The sequence below is a fragment of the Jatrophihabitans sp. GAS493 genome, assembly GCF_900230215.1.
GTDB lineage: Bacteria > Actinomycetota > Actinomycetes > Mycobacteriales > Jatrophihabitantaceae > MT45.
On sequence record NZ_LT907982.1, the window covers coordinates 3,600,539 to 3,618,378 of the forward strand.

The window sequence follows — 17,840 nt, forward strand, 5'->3', positions numbered from 1 at the left end:
CTCAGCGGGAGGCCGTCAGTCAGGTTGTGGACAGCGGTGCTGGCTGTGGAAAGTTACTTGAGCCCGAGAGTCTTGGCGAAGGTGGCCGCGATGAGCTGGTACCCCGTCACCGTCGGGTGGATGTTGCGCAGCGTGCACATGTAGGTGAGCGTGCAGATCGTGGCCACGTTCACCGGGACAGCACCGATGCCGGGGAGGGTTGCCTGATCGGTGAAGTCTCCTGAATTGTAGGCCGCGTAGACATTGGCAACCTGGCCACCGAAGACCTGGTATTCAGAGCTCAGCACCAGGTTGAGCAGCTGGGTGAGCAGATCCGACAGGCGGGCCGTGCTCTGCCCGTCGGCTCCGGTGAGCCACGCGGCCAGGAACGGGTTGTAGTAGGTCATGCCGACCAGGTGGGGAGTGAAACCGCCGGCCAGCCGAAGCGACGCGAGGATCTTGGCGGTGTTCGTGCCGACTGCCGACACCCCGTTGAGGGCGCAACTGACGTCCACGCTTCCGCCCGGTGCGCACTTGTCCACGTCATTGGCGCCGATGTCGAGCGTCATGTATTTGACCGCACCCCGGTGGGCCTTCAGGAAGGCCGTCGCGGCTTGAAGCTGCGAGGCGGCACCGGAGTAAGTGCAGACCCCACCGTTGATCATGGTCGCTGAGGTCTCCCCGGAGCATCCGAGCTTCACCAGTTGCAGTGCGCTGTTCTCGGCATGCAACGCTGCGTAGAGCCCGTCGACGTAACCCTGGTCGGTATCGCCCGGTCCCGGCATGTAGCCCTTCGACAACGAGTCACCCAGGGCCAGGTAGTACTGGGCTGGGGCGGTCGACGCCGGCGCCGCGGCCGCGCTGACCGTCGAGGCCACCAAGGTGAAGAGGACTACCGCTGACGCAACCAAGCTCCGACGAATCATGCTTACTCCCCCGTGCCGGGATCACCACGATGTGATCCGCCTCACCGGAGTATGCACCCCGGTCCGGACGGTCGGGAAGAGGTCGTCAGCGAAGAGTTCAGTTCGAAGCCAACCGCCGCGAGCCGTCTACGCGCCGAAGCCGTCCTTCGTATCGGGTAATGCCAGATCGGGCTTGTCGAGCTCTTCGATGTTGACGTCCTTGAACGTCACCACGCGAACCGTCTTCACAAAGCGAGCCGGCCGGTACATGTCCCAGACCCACGCGTCGCGCATCGTGAGCTCGAAATAGACCTCGCCATCGGCACTGCGCGGTTGCAAGTCGACATCGTTGGTGAGGTAGAAGCGTCGCTCCGTCTCCACCACGTAGCTGAACTGCGTGACGATGTCCTTGTACTCGCGATAGAGCTGAAGCTCCATCTCGGTCTCGTAGTTCTCGAGATCCTCAGCGCTCACGCACTCTCCTGCTCGCCGGCGCTGAGCTCTTCAGCTCGGCTGGTTAGGGTTTGCCTGTAGTCATTCTTACGCACCGGCGCCTCGGCGCGCACCCGGGTGTCGGGATCGAGAACCGAACCGGCGGCGCCGCCACCGACGGCCTGTCGCACGTTGATGTAGGAGAAGCGGTGCTGCGGACACGGGCCGAAGCGCCGAAGTGCGGCCGAATGAGCCGAGGTGACGTAGCCCTTGTGCTTGGCGAAGTCGTATTGGGGGAACGATTCGTGCAGTTCCGTCATCATCCGGTCGCGAGTCACTTTGGCCAGGATCGAAGCGGCCGCGATGCAGGCAACCACCGCGTCTCCCTTCCACACCGCGGTAGTCGGGACTCCCACGCCCGGTACCGGGAAGCCGTCGGTGAGCGCGTAGCTCGGCCGCGGATGCAGGCCGGCGATAGCTCGGCGCATGCCGGCGAGGTTGGCCACATGCAGTCCGAACGCGTCGATCTCGGCCGCCGGAATGACGACGACGGAGTATGCGGCGGCTCGACCGACAATCTGGTCGTAGAGGCGCTCACGCGTGGCCGCGGAGAGCACCTTCGAATCGGCCAGACCCTCGACTCGGCCCCGGCGGCCCGGGGCAAGGATGCAGGCGGCGACAACGAGTGGCCCGGCGCAGGCCCCGCGCCCCGCCTCGTCGGCGCCGGCGATCCCGGCGAAACCAGCACGGGAGAGGGCGTCCTCGTAGGCATCGAGGCCTGCGGCGTCGCGCCGCACCAGGACTCGAGGAGTCCGGAACGGAAGCACGTCCGACGCTGCTTGAGCACCGATTCTGCTGGAAAAGGCTGAGGGCATGACCCCGGCTACGTTACCTGGTTGGAGGCTGCCTCGGAGTTGATCCCGGCCAACAGATCCGCGATGTCGGGCGGCAGTAGCCGCTCCTGCGTGGCCGACAGCTCCGCGGCGCTCCACCAGCGGTATCCGATAACGGCCTCGACCTCCGCCGGCGTCGGACTCGCAGCGACCACGGCTGGTGCGGCGTCAAGCGTGACGACGAAGAAGTGATCGACTTGGTCGTAGACGTTCCCGCCACCGGACCAGATTCGGCGGCTCTGGTGCACCGGTGCGAGAGCCGCCACCTCGACCACGATGCCGGTCTCCTCGAACACTTCGCGCGCTGCCGCCTGCTGGAGTGTCTCGTCGGCCTCCACGCCGCCACCGGGGGTGATCCAATGCGTGCGGCGCTCCTGACCGAAGTAGTCGAAGTGCTCATGAATGAGAAGCACCCGCCCAACGGGATCGATCAGCAGGACGCGCGCACCGATCCGAGGTATTGGTGGTGCTGAGTCAGTCATCGGCTGTGGGCTGAAGCAGCCGGGGGCGCCGGCGGCGGCGGCGCAGGCCGGCGATGGGCAGTACTACGGCCGCTCCGGCCAACACCGGAATCGAGCCGTCACCGATGGCGGCGGCCTGCTCGAAGGTGCTCGGGGTGCCGAGGGTTCGCCAGCGTGACGGCGGCCAGGCGATGACGACCGCCTTGCCGATGACGCTGTCGACCGCGACGGTCGAGGTATCCGGATTGCAGATGTGTGTCCCCGGAGCGTCGTTTATGCAGTGATAGCGCGAGTCGGCCGAATCACTGCGATGGTCGCCCATCACCCAGAGCCGCCCCTTCGGAATGGTGATCGGGCCGAAGGTGGCGTTGTCACCGGCCGCGGGGGCACCCGGCTTGCTGCTCGGAGCCGGAACGAGCGGTTCGAAGATGTACGGCTCGTCCAACGATCGCCACGGGCCACTCGCACCGTCGTCGCTGATCTGGACGTTTCCGTTGGCGTCGCAGCATCGGATCGTCTCGCCACCGACAGCGATCACCCGCTTGACGAGATCCTTCTCGTCGGGCGGAACAACTCCGACCAACTGGCCGAACCAGCGCACACCCTTGGCGATCGGATTCTTCGGCGGCGCGACGCCGGCCTCGCTGTCCCAACCGTCCGGTGCACGGAAGACGATGATGTCGCCCGGATGCGGGTCGCGGATGTCATAGACCGGCTTGTTGACCAGAATCCGGTCTCCGGAACAGGTGCTGCAGCCATGCAGCGTCTTCTCCATCGACTCCGAAGGGATGTAGAACGGCTGCACCAGGAACGACTTCACCAGGATGGCGACCGCGATTGCGACGGCGATCAGCGCTGGGAGTTCCCACCACGGCGCCTTCGAGCCCCGCGGACGCAACAGACGCCGCGATTTGATGTTGCTGTACACAGGCTGGGCCGGAGCGGCCCCAGCGGGAGCGTCAGGTTGGTACGCCCAGATCTGGGCGCTCGGCGTCCCTGCCTCTCCCGAACTGTCTTCGGGAGGCTGAAAACCAGGCGAGCCGCCGTCGTCCTTTGAGTGTCGCGCCATACGGCGGAGTGGTCGACCGCTTAGCGGGCGACGATGTCCCGCTTCTCCTTGATCTTCGCGGCCTTGCCACGCAGATCACGCAGGTAGTAGAGCTTCGCGCGACGGACGTCGCCACGGCTGACGATCTCGATCTTCTCGATGACCGGCGTGTGCACCGGGAAGGTGCGCTCGACGCCCACACCGAAGCTGACCTTGCGGACCGTGAAGGTCTCGCGCAGGCCGCCACCCTGGCGGCGAATGACGTGGCCCTGGAAGATCTGAACACGCGAACGCGAGCCTTCGATCACTCGCACGTGCACCTTGAGCATGTCGCCCGGTCGGAAGTCGGGGACGTCCGCGCGCAGCGACTCGGCGTCGAGGATGTCGAGGGTGTTCATCGTGGGATCGCTTCCTTTTCGAAATTCTGGTCAATAGCCGATGGGCGTGGCGATACTTGCGGCGTCCAAATCATCTCGGCGTCACAGGCATGGAGACACACATCGGTACGGTGGGTGGCTGCTGGGTGCACAGTCCGCGCAACCGGCCGGTTACGGCAAGTCGGCACCAGTTCGTGCGAGCAACCCTCTCATGGTGCCACATCTGACAACGATTGCGAAAACGCGTCACTCAGGAGGCCGGCCCGGCGGCGCGGTTCAGCCGCTCGACCGAGTGAGGTCAGAGTAGATCCGGCCGCCGCTGCGCAGTGCGACGCTGGGATTCCGCGGCCCGCCAGCGGGCGATTTCGCCGTGGTTGCCCGAGAGCAGCACCGCGGGCACCTCCATTCCGCGCCAGGTCGCCGGCTTGGTGTAGGCCGGTGCCTCCAGCAGGCCGTCCACGCTGTCGGTGAAGGAGTCCTCACGGGCGGAGAGCACGTTGCCCAGCACTCCGGGCAGCAGCCGGGCGATCGCCTCCACCATGACCAGCACCGCGACCTCGCCCCCGCAGAGCACGTAGTCACCGAGGCTCACCTCGTCCACCGTCATCCGGGATGCGGCGTAGTCGACGACCCGGGCGTCGATCCCCTCGTACCGCCCGCAGGCGAACATCAACCACGGCTCGGCCGCGAGTTCAGCCGCAACGGTGGCGCTGAACCTCCGCCCGGACGGGGACGGAATCACCAAACGGGGTTGGGTGGGGTTCGTCGCCGGAGCAACCTCGTCCAGGGCACGACCCCACGGTTCCGGCTTCATGACCATGCCCGGCCCACCGCCGTAGGGCGTGTCGTCGACGCTGTGGTGGATGTCATCGGTCCACTGACGCAGGTCGTGAATCCGGGCCGCGAGCTGCCCCCGTTCGATCGCCTTCCCGACCAATGACTCGTGCAGCGGCGCGAGGTAATCGGGGAAGATCGTGATGACGTCGAGCGTCAGCTGGGGATGCGGCCGCATGGCCTCTGCGTCCGGGTCGCTCATAGCTCCAGAAGCCCTTCCGGAGGGTCGACGATGACCCGTCCGGCGGCCACATCGACGGTCGGAACGATCTCGGCCACGAACGGAACGAGCACTTCGCGCTCCTCATGGAGCAGCACCAAGTACTCCGAACCGGGGGCGTGCACGACATCCTTGATGGCACCCAGCGCGAGCCCGGCCGGGGTCACCGCCGCCAGACCGATGAGGTCGGTGTCGTAGAAATCATCGGGATCCTCGAGCACGGGGCGAGCCGATGCCGCAATGAGCAGTTCGGTGTCACGTAGCGACTCGGCCTGGGTGCGCCCGTCATAGCCGTCGAATCGGATGACGAAGCGTTTTCCGTGCGCCCGGAATTCGGCCACCGTGAGCGGCCCTCGCTCGCCCGGCTCGGTGCTGAGCACCGAGCCGGGAGCGAAACGTTCTTCGGGCGAGTCCGTCCAAGGCTGGACGTAGACCTCGCCCTTCAGCCCGATAGCCGGGCCGATCTTGCCAACCGCGAGCAGTCGCGGCGGGTTCTGCGGTTCAGTCACAGAGCTGCATCTACCGGCGTCAGTGCCGGTCGACGTCGATCACGTCGACGCGGATGCCCTTGCCACCGACACCATTGACGACCTGTCGCAGCGCCTGGGCGGTACGCCCGCTACGACCGATGACGCGCCCGAGATCGTCCGGGTGAACCCGGACCTCGAGACGCTGGCCCCGGCGATTGTTGACCATGTCGACCTGCACATCGTCCGGGTGATCGACGATCCCCCGGACTAGGTGCTCGAGGGCATCCTCGAGCATCTCAGGCCTGCTCTGCGGGCGATTCAACCTCGGCAGCCGGCGCATCAGCCGGTGCAGTGGTTTCCTCAGCGGCGTCGGCGGTCTCGGCCTTGTCGGCGGTCTCCGCCTTGTCGGCGGTCTCGGCCTTCGCAGCGGCCTTCGTGGCCTTCTTCTTCGGCGTAGTAGCCGGCGCATCGAACTCGCCCGACGTCTCAGCCAGCGCGGCGTTGAAGATCGCCAGCTTGTCCGGCTTCGGCGGCGCGACCAGCATGGGCGCCGGCGCCGGGAGGCCCTTGAACTTCTGCCAGTCACCGGTGACCTTGAAGATCGCGGCGACGGCTTCGGTCGGCTGCGCGCCGACTCCAAGCCAGTACGCGGCGCGCTCTGCGTCGACGCGGATCACGGACGGGTCGTTCTTCGGGTGGTACTCGCCGATCGTCTCGATCGCGCGGCCGTCACGCTTGGTGCGGGCATCGGCGACGACAATTCGGTAGTGGGGCTCGCGCATCTTTCCGCGACGCATGAGCTTGATCTTGGTTGCCACGACTGTTGTTGCTCCAGACTTCATTTTAGGGATTGGGAACACGAACTGTGGGTGGGGACCTCACTGCCGTACTCCCGGATGGACCTGCCTGCGCGGGGAGAGGGTCCGCTGCAGGCCGGTACTCAGCTAGCAATTGTGCCACGTCTCGGCGGTACGGCCGACACCAGCCGTCCGATTCGCCCGTGAACGAGGCGCAGCGACCGATCGCGGGCGCCGATCAGTGCCCCGGTACGCGAGCCGGTTGTCGGAATTGTTTGACATCCGCCCCGTACTGAGAAACGCTCTACGTCGCCGACTGGAAGCGCTCTCACCGCCGTCGGCTGTGCCCTGACCAGATAGACGAGCCGGTCCCGCCGACTCACCGCCCGCCACCCGCCCGCCGACGACCCCAGGAGCTGAAGCCCCCGATGACCGCCACCAATCCCCCAGTCCGCGCCTTTCCGGACGGCTTCGTCTGGGGCTCGGCAACCTCGTCCTACCAGATTGAGGGGTCGGTCGACGTCGACGGGCGCAGTCCGTCCATCTGGGACGTCTTCAGCCACACGCCCGGTCGAGTCGTCGGTGGCGACACCGGCGACGTCGCGGTCGAGCACTACCAGCGCTATCGCGACGACGTCGCGCTGATGTCCGAACTCGGCCTGCGCGGGTACCGGTTCTCCATCGCCTGGTCGCGGGTGCTTCCCGGCGGTACCGGAGCCGTCAACGAAGCCGGGCTGGACTTCTACTCGCGGCTGGTCGATGAACTCCTGGCCCACAACGTCGATCCACTGGTGACGCTGTACCACTGGGACCTGCCGCAGGTGCTGGAGGAGAAGGGCGGCTGGCTCAACCGCGACGTCGCCGGGTACTTTGCCGAGTACGCCGCCGCGGTAGCCGGGCGTCTGGGTGATCGTGTAACCACCTTCACCACGCACAACGAGCCCTGGTGCGCGGCGTACCTCGGATACGCCACCGGAGTGCATGCCCCCGGACACACGAACAATGCCGAATCGCTGGCCGTGGCGCATCACTTGAACCTGGCTCATGGCGAAGCGGTTGGCGCGCTTCGCGACACGCTGCCGGCCACCGGGCAGGTCTCGATCACCCTCAATCTGCAGAACGTCCGTCCGGTCAGCGATTCGGCCGCCGACGTCGCCGCCGCCGCACACGTCGAACGCCTCTCCAACGACATTTTCCTCGACCCGATCCTGCGCGGTCACTACCCCGAGGAGCTGATCCGGGAGACGAGCCACATCACTGACTGGTCCTTCGTCCACGATGGCGACCTGGAGCAGATCAGCCGCCCCATCGACATCCTCGGGGTGAATTACTACAGCCCCGCGCTTGTCGCGGCACCGACCGACGACCTGCGCACCCGGGCTGCGGCCGGCGGGGAGTGGATCAACGACCCGCAGAGCGGTGATCGCCCCTCGCTCTGGCCCGGCACCGACCTGGCCTACGCCCTCCCGCAGGAGGGGCCGTATACGGCCATGGGTTGGCGCGTCGAGGCGGACAGCCTGCGTGAACTGCTGGAGCGCGTGCACGCCGACTACCCCGGCATCCCGCTGATCGTGACCGAGAACGGCGCCGCCTACGACGACCAGGTCGGCAGCGATGGTGTCGTTCACGATGACGACCGAATCGCTTATTTCGACGGTCATATCGGCGCGATCCTCGACGCGGTCACCGCCGGCGTACCGGTGACCGGGTACTTCGCCTGGTCGCTGCTGGACAACTTCGAATGGGCCTGGGGCTACTCCAAGCGCTTCGGCATCGTCCACGTCGATTTCGACACCCAGCAGCGCACCCCGAAGGACTCAGCCCACTGGTACAGCAAGGTGATCGCCGCGAACGGGCTCTCCAGCTAGCAACTCCCGACTCACACCTGATCCAGCTAGGGAGCGATCTCCAGGAGCAGCACCCAATCGGCACCGTCGCGCATGAGGTGGACATCGGTGTTGGGCAACTGGCCCGCCGGCTGCACGTCGCTGTTGAAGCCGATCATCGGTTGACCGTCGAAATCCTGCGCATCGAAGGTCAGCTGCACGTCGGCGCCATTCGGCCCGGGCGGAATGAATCCATAGTGCACGGTGATCGCGCCGCTGAACGGCAGCGCGCCATCCAGCAATCCGACGATGCGCTGACCCGCGGCGATCGGCTGATTCACGGCCAGCCCCTGACCATCGATCCAATTCGCATTGTTCAGATTCACTACAGTCAGGTACGGCGTGAAGGTGGTGCTGTTCTTGATCGAGATGGCCAGATTCATGACTTCGCCGCCAGTGCCGCGACCTTGAGCTGGTCGACCTTCTTCTTGACGGCTTCGATCAACTTGTCGTAGATCGCGTTGGCTGTCGCGTAAGCGGCGTCGGTGAGTGTTTTCTTCACCAGTTGGTCCAGCAGGTCCTCCTCCCGCGCTTTGAACGCGGCCAGCTGGTCCTCATAGAGTTCGATGAGGGTCTGGGTCATCTCCGCCTTCGCTTGCTGGGCCGAGAACCTGACGTCGTAGAGATACAGATACTCGTGGATGTACTCCTTGTCGAAGAACGCCTGGGCCTGGTAGCTGTCGGCCGCGACCGCGGTAAACATCTGCATGCCGTAGCCGAGTGGCTTCGACTGGAGGTTGGTGTTGAAGTTGATCGTCGTCGATGTACCGAAACTGAGAATCACGCTACTCAGCACATCGAAGACCTGCCCGGCGATGTACAACTCCAGATTCGCCATCTCGCCGACCTCCGGTCCGAGGCTGGTGGCAGCCGCGGCAGCGCCGTCCTTCGACACCTTGGCACCGTCCGGTGACTTACCGCCGGCGAAGACCGACTTGGAGATCGCATCGATGATGCCCTGCATGTTCTCTAGGCTGAACTCGGCCTCGTGCATGAAGTCGTAGTTCATTCCCGAAACGAGGTCTTTGGCGTCGGTGTACTTGTTGCCGTCGTAGAACTCGGCAATCTTGTCCTTCAATTTCGCCGCTTCGGCCGCGCTCTTCGTCGCGAGTTCGGTCTGCAATTGCGAGAGATAGGCGCGAAACTCCGTCTCCTTCGCTTCGAGCTGCTTGATGCTCGGTGACATTCCCATCGGATGGCTCCTGTCGATTGATGAGGGTGCGTCGGGTTTGAGGCGTCGTATCCGCAGCCGAACCGGGCGCACTGGACGTAGCCAACTTCACACCTACAGTTACCGCCAGCCATCACCAAAATTGGTGAAGTCAGCGCTGACCGGCAACCAGTCGGGCCAGCCTGCGCGGTGGGCCAGAGCAACCGCGGCTACCTGCGACGTCACTCCGAGCTTGCTGAGCACAGCCTTTATCTGGCTGCGGATCGTGTGCACTGAGTGTTGGGTTCCATCGGCGATCTGGATGGCGGTCAGACCGTTCACCAACGCACGCAGGGTCTGCGTCTCAGACCGGGTCAGCGTTCCCAGGGCCGTCGCCTCACTGAAGCGGGTCCGCAGCAGCGTCGCTGTCGATTCGGCCGACCGTGACGCGGTCGCCTCGCCTAGGCAGACTAAAAGCGCCTGTTCGACCAGTCGGACCAGACCCGAGAACGGAATCGCCTGGTTCAGCACCAACGCCCCGCGCGCGGCGAGGGGAATCAGTAGCGGCAGCGAGCGAACACTCCCGAGGCAGACGAAGCCACGCAGCGTTGAGTAGGCCGAAACTCCCACACCGGTGCGGCCGGTGCTGACCGCGCCGGCGTCGTCCTCGACCAGGAACAGCGCCGGAAGTGCAGTGGGCCGATCGGCGGACCCGCTAGCCGCCGATTCGCTCGGCTGCCAGCCACGAGCGGCCAGCGTCGCCCACAGTGCCACGCCGAGCGAGGAAGTAGCCGGGGCTATGACACTGAGGTGGCGAGACACCGGAGCAGTCGCGGGATCGGCGGGGGCTGGCTGTCCCGCGCCCGGGCCAGCTGTACCCGGACCAGCTGTACCCGGACCACTAGCACCCGGACCGCTAGCACCCGGACGACTGACTGCCGGACGGCCAGCATTCGGACGGCCTGCAGCTCCGCGCGGAGGACCCCGGTCCGCACCCATCTAGAGATGTCTCCGCCCTCAATGTAGATCCAGAGACCCCTATTGAAGCCGAGCGTAATGCGGTTGTCACTTGTAGTAGTCACGTGCTGGGGAGCGCACTACGCCGGGATTGGCGCGCCTCGCAGGACGGTGCGTAGGGGTGCCTGGAGCGCGTCGAGGTGCACCCGAGGGTCGGCCGAGAGCACGAGCAGGTCCGCCGGTGCCGCCTCGACCAGACCCGGCAGGCCGAGCCACTCACGGCCTCGCCAGGATGCCTGCGCGATCACCTCCGGCTGCGGGATACCGGCCTCGACGAGGGAGCGGATCTCGTCACGGATGAGACCGTGCGGCAGCATGCCGCCGGCGTCCGTACCGGTGTAGATCGGCACGCCGGCCTCCCACGCATCACGCACCCGGGGCCGCGACGATGCGAAGAGCGCCCGCATATGAGCGGCGTAGCGGGGAAACTTCGCCTCCCCGTGGGCGGCGATGGACGGGAAGTTGTCGATGTTCACCAGGGTCGGCACGATGGCTATCCCGCGGGCCGCGCACAAGTCGACCAGGTCCGCCGTCAGCCCGGTCGCGTGTTCGATCGAGTCGATTCCGGCGGCGATCAGGCCTGGGAGCGCGTCCTCGCCGAAGACGTGCGCGGCGACCCGTGCCCCGAGTTCATGGGCCCGGCCGATCGCTGCCACCAGCACATCATCGGGCCAAACCGGCGCCAGATCGCCGACCTCACGGTCGATCCAGTCCGCCGCCAGTTTCACCCAACCGTCTCCGGCTGCGGCCTGGATCTCGATCTGCGCGACCAGCGACGGCGGCTCCACCTCGACCCCCAGCCCACGTATGTAGCGGTGCGGTCGAGCGATGTGGCGACCGGCCCTGATCAACCTCGGCAGGTCATCGCGCGATTGGACGCTGCGATTGTCGACCGGCGAACCGGCGTCGCGCATCAACAGCACGCCCGCATCGCGATCGGTGATCGCCTGCGCAGCCTGGTCCTGCGGGTCGTCGAGATGGCCGTTCGGCGCGAGACCGACATGACAGTGGGCGTCGACCAGGCCGGGGATGATCCAGCCACCGGAGGCGATCGTCTCCGACGCCCCGCTGTAGCGCTCGAACGTGAGGCGTCCGTCGATGATCCACGCGTCGCGCTCGATCTCATCAGGGAGGAAGACACCTCGCAGGTGGAGCACCGTCATGCGATCGGCTCCGATGCCGCCGCGGCGCCGGAGTGCTTCGTCGGCCAGGCCTGCGCCAAGGCGGCCCGTGTGTCGGAGAGCAACTGGGGCAGCACCCTGGTGTGCGCCACGATCGGTATGAAATTAGTGTCGCCACCCCATCTCGGCACGACGTGCTGGTGCAGATGGGCCGCGATGCCGGCCCCGGCGACCTCACCCTGGTTCATCCCGACGTTGAACCCGTGCGGGGCGGCCACGCTGCGGATCGTGCGCATCGCGGTCTGGGTCAATTCCGCGATCTCGGCGACCTCGTCGTCTCGAAGCTCGGTGTAGTCGGCCACGTGCCGGTACGGCACCGCCATCAGATGACCCGAGTTGTACGGGTACAGGTTCAAAACCGCGTAGGCCACCTCTCCGCGCGCGACGATCAGTCCGTCGACGTCAGACAATGTCGGGACCCGACAGAACGGGCAGTGGTCACCGGCCGAGGGATGCGCCGGCTTGCCCTCACCTTTGATGTAGGCCATCCGGTGCGGTGTCCACAACCGGCCGAATCCGTCAGCCTCTCCGGCGAACGCCTGCGCCGGCACTATCTCCGGCTCGCCGGCAGCGGCCGCCATTAAAAGAGCGCCGACGTCGGCGACGTGTTGTTCCGAGAGCCGATGAATTCGGCGATCTCCCTCACCGCCTGCTCAACCGGGATCGCGTTTCGCTGCTCGCCATCGCGGTAGCGGAAGGAGACCGCGCCGCTGTCCGCGTCGGTCTCCCCCGCGATCAGCATGAAGGGGACCTTCGACTTCTGGGCAGTGCGGATCTTCTTCTGCATCCGGTCGGCTGAGTCGTCGACCTCGACCCGCACACCGGCGGCGCGGAGCTTGCCGGCAATCTCGTGCAGATACTCGACCTGCGATTCACTGACCGGGATACCGACGACCTGGACCGGCGACAGCCAGGCCGGGAAGGCGCCGGCGTAGTGCTCGGTGAGTACTCCGATGAAGCGCTCGATCGAGCCGAAGAGGGCGCGGTGGATCATCACCGGCTGGTGTCGCTCGCCGTCATTGCCCTGGAATTCAAGCTCGAACCGCTTCGGTAGGTTGAAGTCGAGCTGGATGGTCGACATCTGCCAGGTGCGCCCGATCGCGTCTCGAGCCTGGACTGAGATCTTCGGCCCATAGAAGGCGGCACCACCTGGATCGGGCACCAGCTCCAGGCCCGACGCGGTCGCAACCTCGGCCAGCGTCTGCGTCGCCACCTCCCAATCCTCGTCGGATCCGACGTACTTGACTGGGTCCTTCGTCGAGAGCTCCAAATAAAAGTCGTCCAGGCCGTAGTCGCGGAGCAGGTCGAGGACGAAGCCGAGCAGCGAAGTCAGCTCGTCGCGCATCTGTTCGCGGCTGCAGTAGATGTGGGCGTCGTCCTGAGTCATCCCGCGGACCCGGGTGAGCCCATGGATGACCCCCGACTTCTCATAGCGATAGACAGCACCGAATTCGAAGAGGCGCAGCGGCAGTTCACGGTAGGAACGCCCACGGGAGCGGTAGATCAGGCAGTGCATCGGACAGTTCATCGGCTTCAGGTAGTAGTCCTGACCCGGCTTACGCACCTCACCGTCCGGGCCGTACTCCGCATCCAGATGCATCGGCGGGTACATGCCGTCGGCGTACCACTGCAGATGACCGGATATCTCGTAGAGCGCGCCCTTGGTGATGTGCGGGGTGTTGACGAACTCGTAGCCCGCCTCGACGTGCTTGGCCCGCGAGTAGTCCTCCATCTCCTTGCGCAGCACACCCCCCTTGGGGTGGAAGACCGCGAGGCCGGAACCCAATTCATCGGGGAAGCTGAAGAGATCGAGTTCGGAGCCGAGCTTGCGGTGGTCGCGCTTGGCCGCCTCCTCCAACTGGGCCAGATAGGCCTTCAGATCGTCTCGTGACGCCCAAGCGGTGCCGTAGACCCGCTGCAGCTGGGGGTTCTTCTCGCTGCCCCGCCAGTAAGCGGCCGCCGTGCGCATCAGCTTGAAGGCGGGAATCCGGCGAGTGGTCGGCAGGTGCGGTCCGCGGCACAGATCGGTCCAGACCCGCTCGCCAGACTTGGCGTCCAGGTTGTCGTACATGGTCAGCGCGCCGGCCCCGACCTCGACCGACTCCTCCGCGGCGGCGCCGCCCTTGAGGCCGATGAGCTCGAGCTTGAACGGCTCGTGGGCCAGCTCCGCGCGGGCCTCTTCGTCGCTGATCGGGCGGCGCGAGAAGCGCTGACCCGACTTGATGATCTCGCCCATGCGCTTCTCGATCGCGGCCAGATCCTCGGGGGTGAATGGGCGCTGCGGCATGAAGTCGTAGTAGAAGCCGTTCTCCACCGGCGGCCCGATTCCGAGGGTGGTACCGGGGAAGAGCTGCTGGACGGCTTGGGCCGCCACATGAGCGGCCGAGTGCCGGATCACGGCCAGGCCATCCGGTTCGGCGGCGAAGACCGCCGTCACCTCGACGTCCGTCTCCGGAACCCAGGCCAGGTCATGCAGTTCGCCCTCGCTGTCACGTACGACAACGACCCCGCCCGGTCCGTTCAGGTCGGCGCCGGCCTCCAGCAGCGCGTCGAGCGCGCTGGTTCCCGCGGTGACCTTCACCACAAGGCGGGGCGCAGGTTGAACAGAACTGACGGACACAATGACTCCCTGTAAGCAGACAGCGGCGACGAACGTCGCCAACACCGATCAACATCTCCCTGAATGCTAGTGGTCGCCGTTCGAGGCGTTTCGGATTTACACGTCGGTCACGCCAATCCCCCTAGACTTTTCGGTACGACAAGTAGTAGGAACCGGTGTTAACCTTCTGGCGACCAGTGGTCCTATCGGGGGATGGAACTATTTTGAGTACTTTTCTGCGGCCTATTCGCGCTCGCCAAAAGCAATTTCTCGCGCTGATTCTCGCGCTGGCGCTCGCGGTCGGCGGCCTGCTGGCCTACACCGCGAGCCGGGCCGGTGCCAAAGACATCACCAACGCCATCACCTCGGTCGATGTCAGCCCTAAGAACCCGAAGCCGACCGACACCGTAACGGTCAATCTCACCTGGTCGGTGCCGACTGGTACCGAGGCCGGAGACACCTTCGATCTGGTGATCCCGTCCGTGCTCGGCGACTTCCCCTCCGGATTCGATCTGCGCGACCCAGCCAACAACCTGGTCGCCACGGCCAAGATCGTCGGCCACAAGGTCACCTTCACGCTGACCGACTACGCGGCAACGCATCAGCACGTCACCGGAACCGCCTTCTTCACCAGCCAGGTCACGCCCGGCACCGCGCCCGGACTCACCCACCTGCACTTCACCGGCTCGATCGACAAGACGGTGGACATCACCATCGGCGGAACGTTCGGCCGCGACCGCACCGTCCCGGACAAGTTCGGCTACTTCTACCGCAACGATCAGGGCACCTCGAACCCGACGGACGCCGTGATCTGGGCGATCGAGACGCCCGTCGGGCCCTTCGACACGACCACCATCACCGATAAGGCCAGCACCGGGCAAGCGTTTGACTGCGCCAACGTGCAGGCCCGCCTCGGCGATGCCACCGGCCCCAACGGCGCCTTCAACAACGGCGTGTTGCTGCCACTCGGTACCGATCTGACCTGCTCGACTACGTCGCTGAGCTACACCTACGACACGAAGCCGGTGCCCGCCGGCAAGCTCATCCAGTTGGCGGTTCCGGTGACTCTCACCAACCCCAGACTCACCACGTTCGAGGACACAGCCACCGTCACCACCGACGGCGTCGTCAAGACCGCCGGGGCCAAGCCGGTCATCCGGACCTCGGCCGGCGGCACGGGCAACGGCGACCTCTCGACACCGGGCGTCAAGATCGTCAAGAAGGATGCGGCCGGCAATGACGCTGACACCGCGGCCGACAAGGTGACCCTGCCGACCGGAAGCACCCAACTCGTCTACACCATCACCAACGCTCACCCCGACGGCACGGTCTCCAATGAGGCTCTGGTCAACGTTCACGTCTACGACGAGGTGCAGAGCAACGGCACGGTAAGCGACCTCAGCTGCAACCTTCCGGATGGCACCACGCTGGCCAATCCGGACGCGGCGGCCGGCATCACCTGGCCCGGCCCGTTCGCGATCGGTGACTCGTTCACCTGTACGGCCAACCTCGCCGGTGTGGTTCCGGGCACCGACCACCAGGACACCGGCCACGTCAACGGCGCCGGTGAGTTCTCCGGGGTTCCGGTCTCGGACACGAACCCCTACTTCGCCAGCAACCCGGGCAAGGTGAATGTCGGCGACTACGTCTGGATCGACACCAACCATGATGGGATCCAGGACGCCGACGAGAAGGGCATCCCGAACGTCAAGCTGACGCTCACCGATGCCGATGGGAAGTCGGTGACGGACATCAACGGCGACGCGGTCGGCAGCGCCACCACCGACAGCAACGGCAAGTACGGCTTCGGCGAATTACCTCCGGGGCAGTACATCGTCACGATTGACCAGGCGTCGGTTCCCACCGGCCTCTTCCCGACCGTGGCCGAGGCCGGCAACGATCGGGAGAAGGATTCGAGCACCGGGTCGGCAACCAGCAAGACGCTCGTCGGTGGCCAGCAGGACCTCAGCCTCGACTTCGGATTCTGGACTCCGGCGCCCACGATCCTGATCGTGAAGAAGGACGCCGCCGGCAATGACGCCGACACGGCCGCAACCAAGGTGATCCTGCCCAACGGCAGCACCGATCTCGTCTACACCGTCACCAACACCGGTAACGAGGCGTTGAAGAACATCGTCGTCTCCGACACGGTGGTCAGCAATGGAAGGGTGACCGGCCAGACCTGTGACTTCAGCAAGCTGGGCGGCCCGTCCAGCGGCCTCACCTGGGCCGCCGGCCCGCTGCTTCCTGGAGCGAGCGTTACCTGCACGGCGACCCTCTCCGACGTCGCCCAGGGCGACGACCACCAGGACGTCGGGAACGTCACGGCCGTCGGCGTGGTCTCCGGGCTGCCGGCGGAATCGCACAACCCCTATTTCGCCAGCAACCCGGGCAAGGTCAGCGTCGGTGACTACGTCTGGTTCGACAGCAATCACAACGGGATTCAGGACACCGACGAGCCGGGCATCCCCGGTGTCACGCTGACCCTCACCGACGCCGCTGGGCAGCCGGTGACCGACATCAAAGGCCAGCCGGTCGGGCCGCAGGTCACCGACTCCACGGGCAAGTACCTCTTCAGCGACCTGCCGCCGGGCCAGTACGTCGTCACCATCGACAAGACGTCGCTTCCCACCGGCGATGTGGCGACGCTGGCCGACCAGGGCAGCGATCGAACCGTCGACTCCGATACCGACTCCGCCAAGAGCAGCGTGCTCAGCGGTGGCGAGAACGACCTGTCACTGGACTTCGGCTTCGTCTCGCCGGTATCCGTCGGTGACTACGTGTGGATCGACAAGAATCACAACGGGATTCAGGACGCGGGCGAGAAGGGTCTGCCGGGTGTCACGCTGACCCTGACCGACTCCGCCGGCCAGCCGGTCACCGACCTCACCGGCGCGCCGGTAGCCCCGACCGAGACCGACGCCGACGGCAAGTACGGGTTCAGCAATCTGCCTCCCGGCACTTACACGGTGAGCGTGCTCTCTTCGACGGTGCCCGACGAATACCAGACGACGGTCACCGGCGCGGGGACCCGCGAGACGGATTCCTCCGACGGTAGCGCGACCAGCCTCGCACTGGCCGGCGGCGACAGCGACCTCAGTCTCGACTTCGGATTCTTCCTGACCGAATTCGGTGTGGATGCAGTCGCGCTGACGCCGCCCAGCAGCGGGACCGACGATCTGGCCTTCACTGGAGTGAACTCGGTCGGACCACTGGCCCTCGCGGCCGCGATGCTCGGACTCGGTATCGGGTTCCTGCTCTTCGCGCAGCGGCGCCGCCGTTCGCTCCGGGGCTAACGGCCCAGAGTCGCGGGCGGTTAGCCGTCGCGGGTGGCGGCCGGCGGGCGATGAAGGCAGCGATGCCCTCGCGCCCGCCGGCCGCTGTACCGACGAGGCCTGCCGCGGTACCGACAACTCCGGCCGCAGTACAGCAACGACGAAGGCCCCCGACCGATCCAAACGGATCGGTCGAGGGCCTTCTATGCCTTCTAAGGTGGGCACGGCTGGGTTCGAACCAGCGACTTCTCGCGTGTGAAGCGAGCGCTCTCCCACTGAGCTACGCGCCCTAGGGCCTGATAAGGATACATGCACC

17 protein-coding genes, 1 tRNA gene and 1 pseudogene are annotated in these 17,840 nt (G+C 65.9%); 2 read left to right on the plus strand and 17 right to left on the minus strand.

Annotated elements, in window-relative coordinates:
- Positions 1–53 precede the first annotated feature (53 nt).
- The 10 genes and pseudogenes from CPH63_RS16725 to rpsP all read right to left on the minus strand — a co-directional run bounded on the left by CPH63_RS16725 (position 54) and on the right by rpsP (position 6,437).
- On the minus strand, positions 54–905 hold the full coding sequence (locus tag CPH63_RS16725) for a GDSL-type esterase/lipase family protein (RefSeq protein ID WP_096303960.1): 852 nt from the start codon (positions 903–905) through the stop codon (positions 54–56).
- Positions 906–1,031: 126 nt separating this feature from the next.
- A complete protein-coding gene (locus CPH63_RS16730; protein WP_096303961.1) occupies positions 1,032–1,358 on the minus strand; it encodes a DUF2469 domain-containing protein in 327 nt (108 codons plus the stop codon).
- Positions 1,359–1,489: 131 nt separating this feature from the next.
- Positions 1,490–2,191: pseudogene (locus CPH63_RS16735) on the minus strand (ribonuclease HII); the annotation flags it as partial.
- Between the two features lie 8 nt (positions 2,192–2,199).
- Positions 2,200–2,691, minus strand: a complete 492-nt coding sequence (locus CPH63_RS16740; RefSeq protein WP_096303963.1) for an NUDIX hydrolase — start codon at positions 2,689–2,691, stop codon at positions 2,200–2,202.
- The gene (lepB, locus tag CPH63_RS16745; RefSeq protein WP_096303964.1) at positions 2,684–3,739 is read right to left on the minus strand and encodes a signal peptidase I; all 1,056 of its coding nucleotides are present in this window, start codon (positions 3,737–3,739) and stop codon (positions 2,684–2,686) included. The genes CPH63_RS16740 and lepB overlap by 8 nt, the downstream gene beginning before the upstream one ends.
- Positions 3,740–3,759: 20 nt before the next feature.
- Complete coding sequence (gene rplS, locus CPH63_RS16750; protein ID WP_096303965.1) at positions 3,760–4,116, minus strand: 50S ribosomal protein L19; 357 nt, start codon at positions 4,114–4,116, stop codon at positions 3,760–3,762.
- Positions 4,117–4,393: 277 nt separating this feature from the next.
- On the minus strand, positions 4,394–5,131 hold the full coding sequence (trmD, locus tag CPH63_RS16755; RefSeq protein ID WP_241895706.1) for a tRNA (guanosine(37)-N1)-methyltransferase TrmD: 738 nt from the start codon (positions 5,129–5,131) through the stop codon (positions 4,394–4,396).
- On the minus strand, positions 5,128–5,658 hold the full coding sequence (gene rimM / locus CPH63_RS16760; protein ID WP_206745572.1) for a ribosome maturation factor RimM: 531 nt from the start codon (positions 5,656–5,658) through the stop codon (positions 5,128–5,130). Before rimM ends, trmD begins: the two co-directional genes overlap by 4 nt.
- 19 nt (positions 5,659–5,677) lie before the next feature.
- A complete protein-coding gene (locus CPH63_RS16765) occupies positions 5,678–5,914 on the minus strand; it encodes an RNA-binding protein (protein ID WP_091356997.1) in 237 nt (78 codons plus the stop codon).
- 1 nt (position 5,915) lies between these two features.
- Positions 5,916–6,437 (minus strand): 30S ribosomal protein S16, encoded by a 522-nt coding sequence (gene rpsP / locus CPH63_RS16770; RefSeq protein ID WP_096303966.1) that lies wholly within the window; start codon positions 6,435–6,437, stop codon positions 5,916–5,918.
- Between the two features lie 407 nt (positions 6,438–6,844).
- Between rpsP and CPH63_RS16775 the strand changes: the two genes are divergently transcribed.
- On the plus strand, positions 6,845–8,284 hold the full coding sequence (locus tag CPH63_RS16775) for a glycoside hydrolase family 1 protein (protein ID WP_096303967.1): 1,440 nt from the start codon (positions 6,845–6,847) through the stop codon (positions 8,282–8,284).
- A gap of 26 nt (positions 8,285–8,310) precedes the next feature.
- On the opposite strand, the gene CPH63_RS16780 is transcribed toward CPH63_RS16775, so the two are convergent.
- The 6 genes from CPH63_RS16780 to thrS form a co-directional block, all read right to left on the minus strand.
- The gene (locus CPH63_RS16780; RefSeq protein ID WP_096303968.1) at positions 8,311–8,685 is read right to left on the minus strand and encodes a hypothetical protein; all 375 of its coding nucleotides are present in this window, start codon (positions 8,683–8,685) and stop codon (positions 8,311–8,313) included.
- Positions 8,682–9,494: a hypothetical protein gene (locus CPH63_RS16785; protein WP_157749612.1), complete on the minus strand. Its 813-nt coding sequence runs from the start codon at positions 9,492–9,494 to the stop codon at positions 8,682–8,684. Before CPH63_RS16785 ends, CPH63_RS16780 begins: the two co-directional genes overlap by 4 nt.
- 99 nt (positions 9,495–9,593) lie before the next feature.
- The gene (locus tag CPH63_RS16790) at positions 9,594–10,274 is read right to left on the minus strand and encodes a LuxR C-terminal-related transcriptional regulator (RefSeq protein ID WP_096303970.1); all 681 of its coding nucleotides are present in this window, start codon (positions 10,272–10,274) and stop codon (positions 9,594–9,596) included.
- A gap of 275 nt (positions 10,275–10,549) precedes the next feature.
- Entirely contained in the window at positions 10,550–11,632 is a 1,083-nt protein-coding gene (locus CPH63_RS16800; protein ID WP_096303972.1) for an amidohydrolase family protein, read from the minus strand.
- A complete protein-coding gene (locus CPH63_RS16805; protein WP_096303973.1) occupies positions 11,629–12,231 on the minus strand; it encodes an HIT domain-containing protein in 603 nt (200 codons plus the stop codon). The genes CPH63_RS16800 and CPH63_RS16805 overlap by 4 nt, the downstream gene beginning before the upstream one ends.
- Positions 12,231–14,273, minus strand: coding sequence for a threonine--tRNA ligase (thrS, locus tag CPH63_RS16810; RefSeq protein ID WP_096305228.1), 2,043 nt, complete (start codon positions 14,271–14,273; stop codon positions 12,231–12,233). Before thrS ends, CPH63_RS16805 begins: the two co-directional genes overlap by 1 nt.
- A gap of 200 nt (positions 14,274–14,473) precedes the next feature.
- Here thrS and CPH63_RS16815 point away from each other — a divergent pair, with 200 nt between their 5' ends.
- Entirely contained in the window at positions 14,474–17,545 is a 3,072-nt protein-coding gene (locus tag CPH63_RS16815; RefSeq protein WP_157749613.1) for an SdrD B-like domain-containing protein, read from the plus strand.
- 197 nt (positions 17,546–17,742) lie between these two features.
- On the opposite strand, the gene CPH63_RS16820 is transcribed toward CPH63_RS16815, so the two are convergent.
- Positions 17,743–17,814 (minus strand) — tRNA-Val (locus tag CPH63_RS16820).
- Between the last annotated feature and the right edge of the window lie 26 nt (positions 17,815–17,840).

What these genes read in the sequence shown, in the direction of transcription:
- CPH63_RS16725 (WP_096303960.1), bottom strand. Translation starts at nt 905, where the DNA reads ATGATTCGTCGGAGCTTGGTTGCGTCAGCGGTAGTCCTCTTCACCTTG.
- CPH63_RS16740 (WP_096303963.1), bottom strand. Translation starts at nt 2,691, where the DNA reads ATGACTGACTCAGCACCACCAATACCTCGGATCGGTGCGCGCGTCCTG.
- lepB (WP_096303964.1), bottom strand. Translation starts at nt 3,739, where the DNA reads ATGGCGCGACACTCAAAGGACGACGGCGGCTCGCCTGGTTTTCAGCCT.
- rplS (WP_096303965.1), bottom strand. Translation starts at nt 4,116, where the DNA reads ATGAACACCCTCGACATCCTCGACGCCGAGTCGCTGCGCGCGGACGTC.
- trmD (WP_241895706.1), bottom strand. Translation starts at nt 5,131, where the DNA reads ATGAGCGACCCGGACGCAGAGGCCATGCGGCCGCATCCCCAGCTGACG.
- CPH63_RS16765 (WP_091356997.1), bottom strand. Translation starts at nt 5,914, where the DNA reads ATGCTCGAGGATGCCCTCGAGCACCTAGTCCGGGGGATCGTCGATCAC.
- CPH63_RS16775 (WP_096303967.1), top strand. Translation starts at nt 6,845, where the DNA reads ATGACCGCCACCAATCCCCCAGTCCGCGCCTTTCCGGACGGCTTCGTC.
- CPH63_RS16780 (WP_096303968.1), bottom strand. Translation starts at nt 8,685, where the DNA reads ATGAATCTGGCCATCTCGATCAAGAACAGCACCACCTTCACGCCGTAC.
- CPH63_RS16785 (WP_157749612.1), bottom strand. Translation starts at nt 9,494, where the DNA reads ATGGGAATGTCACCGAGCATCAAGCAGCTCGAAGCGAAGGAGACGGAG.
- CPH63_RS16800 (WP_096303972.1), bottom strand. Translation starts at nt 11,632, where the DNA reads ATGACGGTGCTCCACCTGCGAGGTGTCTTCCTCCCTGATGAGATCGAG.
- CPH63_RS16805 (WP_096303973.1), bottom strand. Translation starts at nt 12,231, where the DNA reads ATGGCGGCCGCTGCCGGCGAGCCGGAGATAGTGCCGGCGCAGGCGTTC.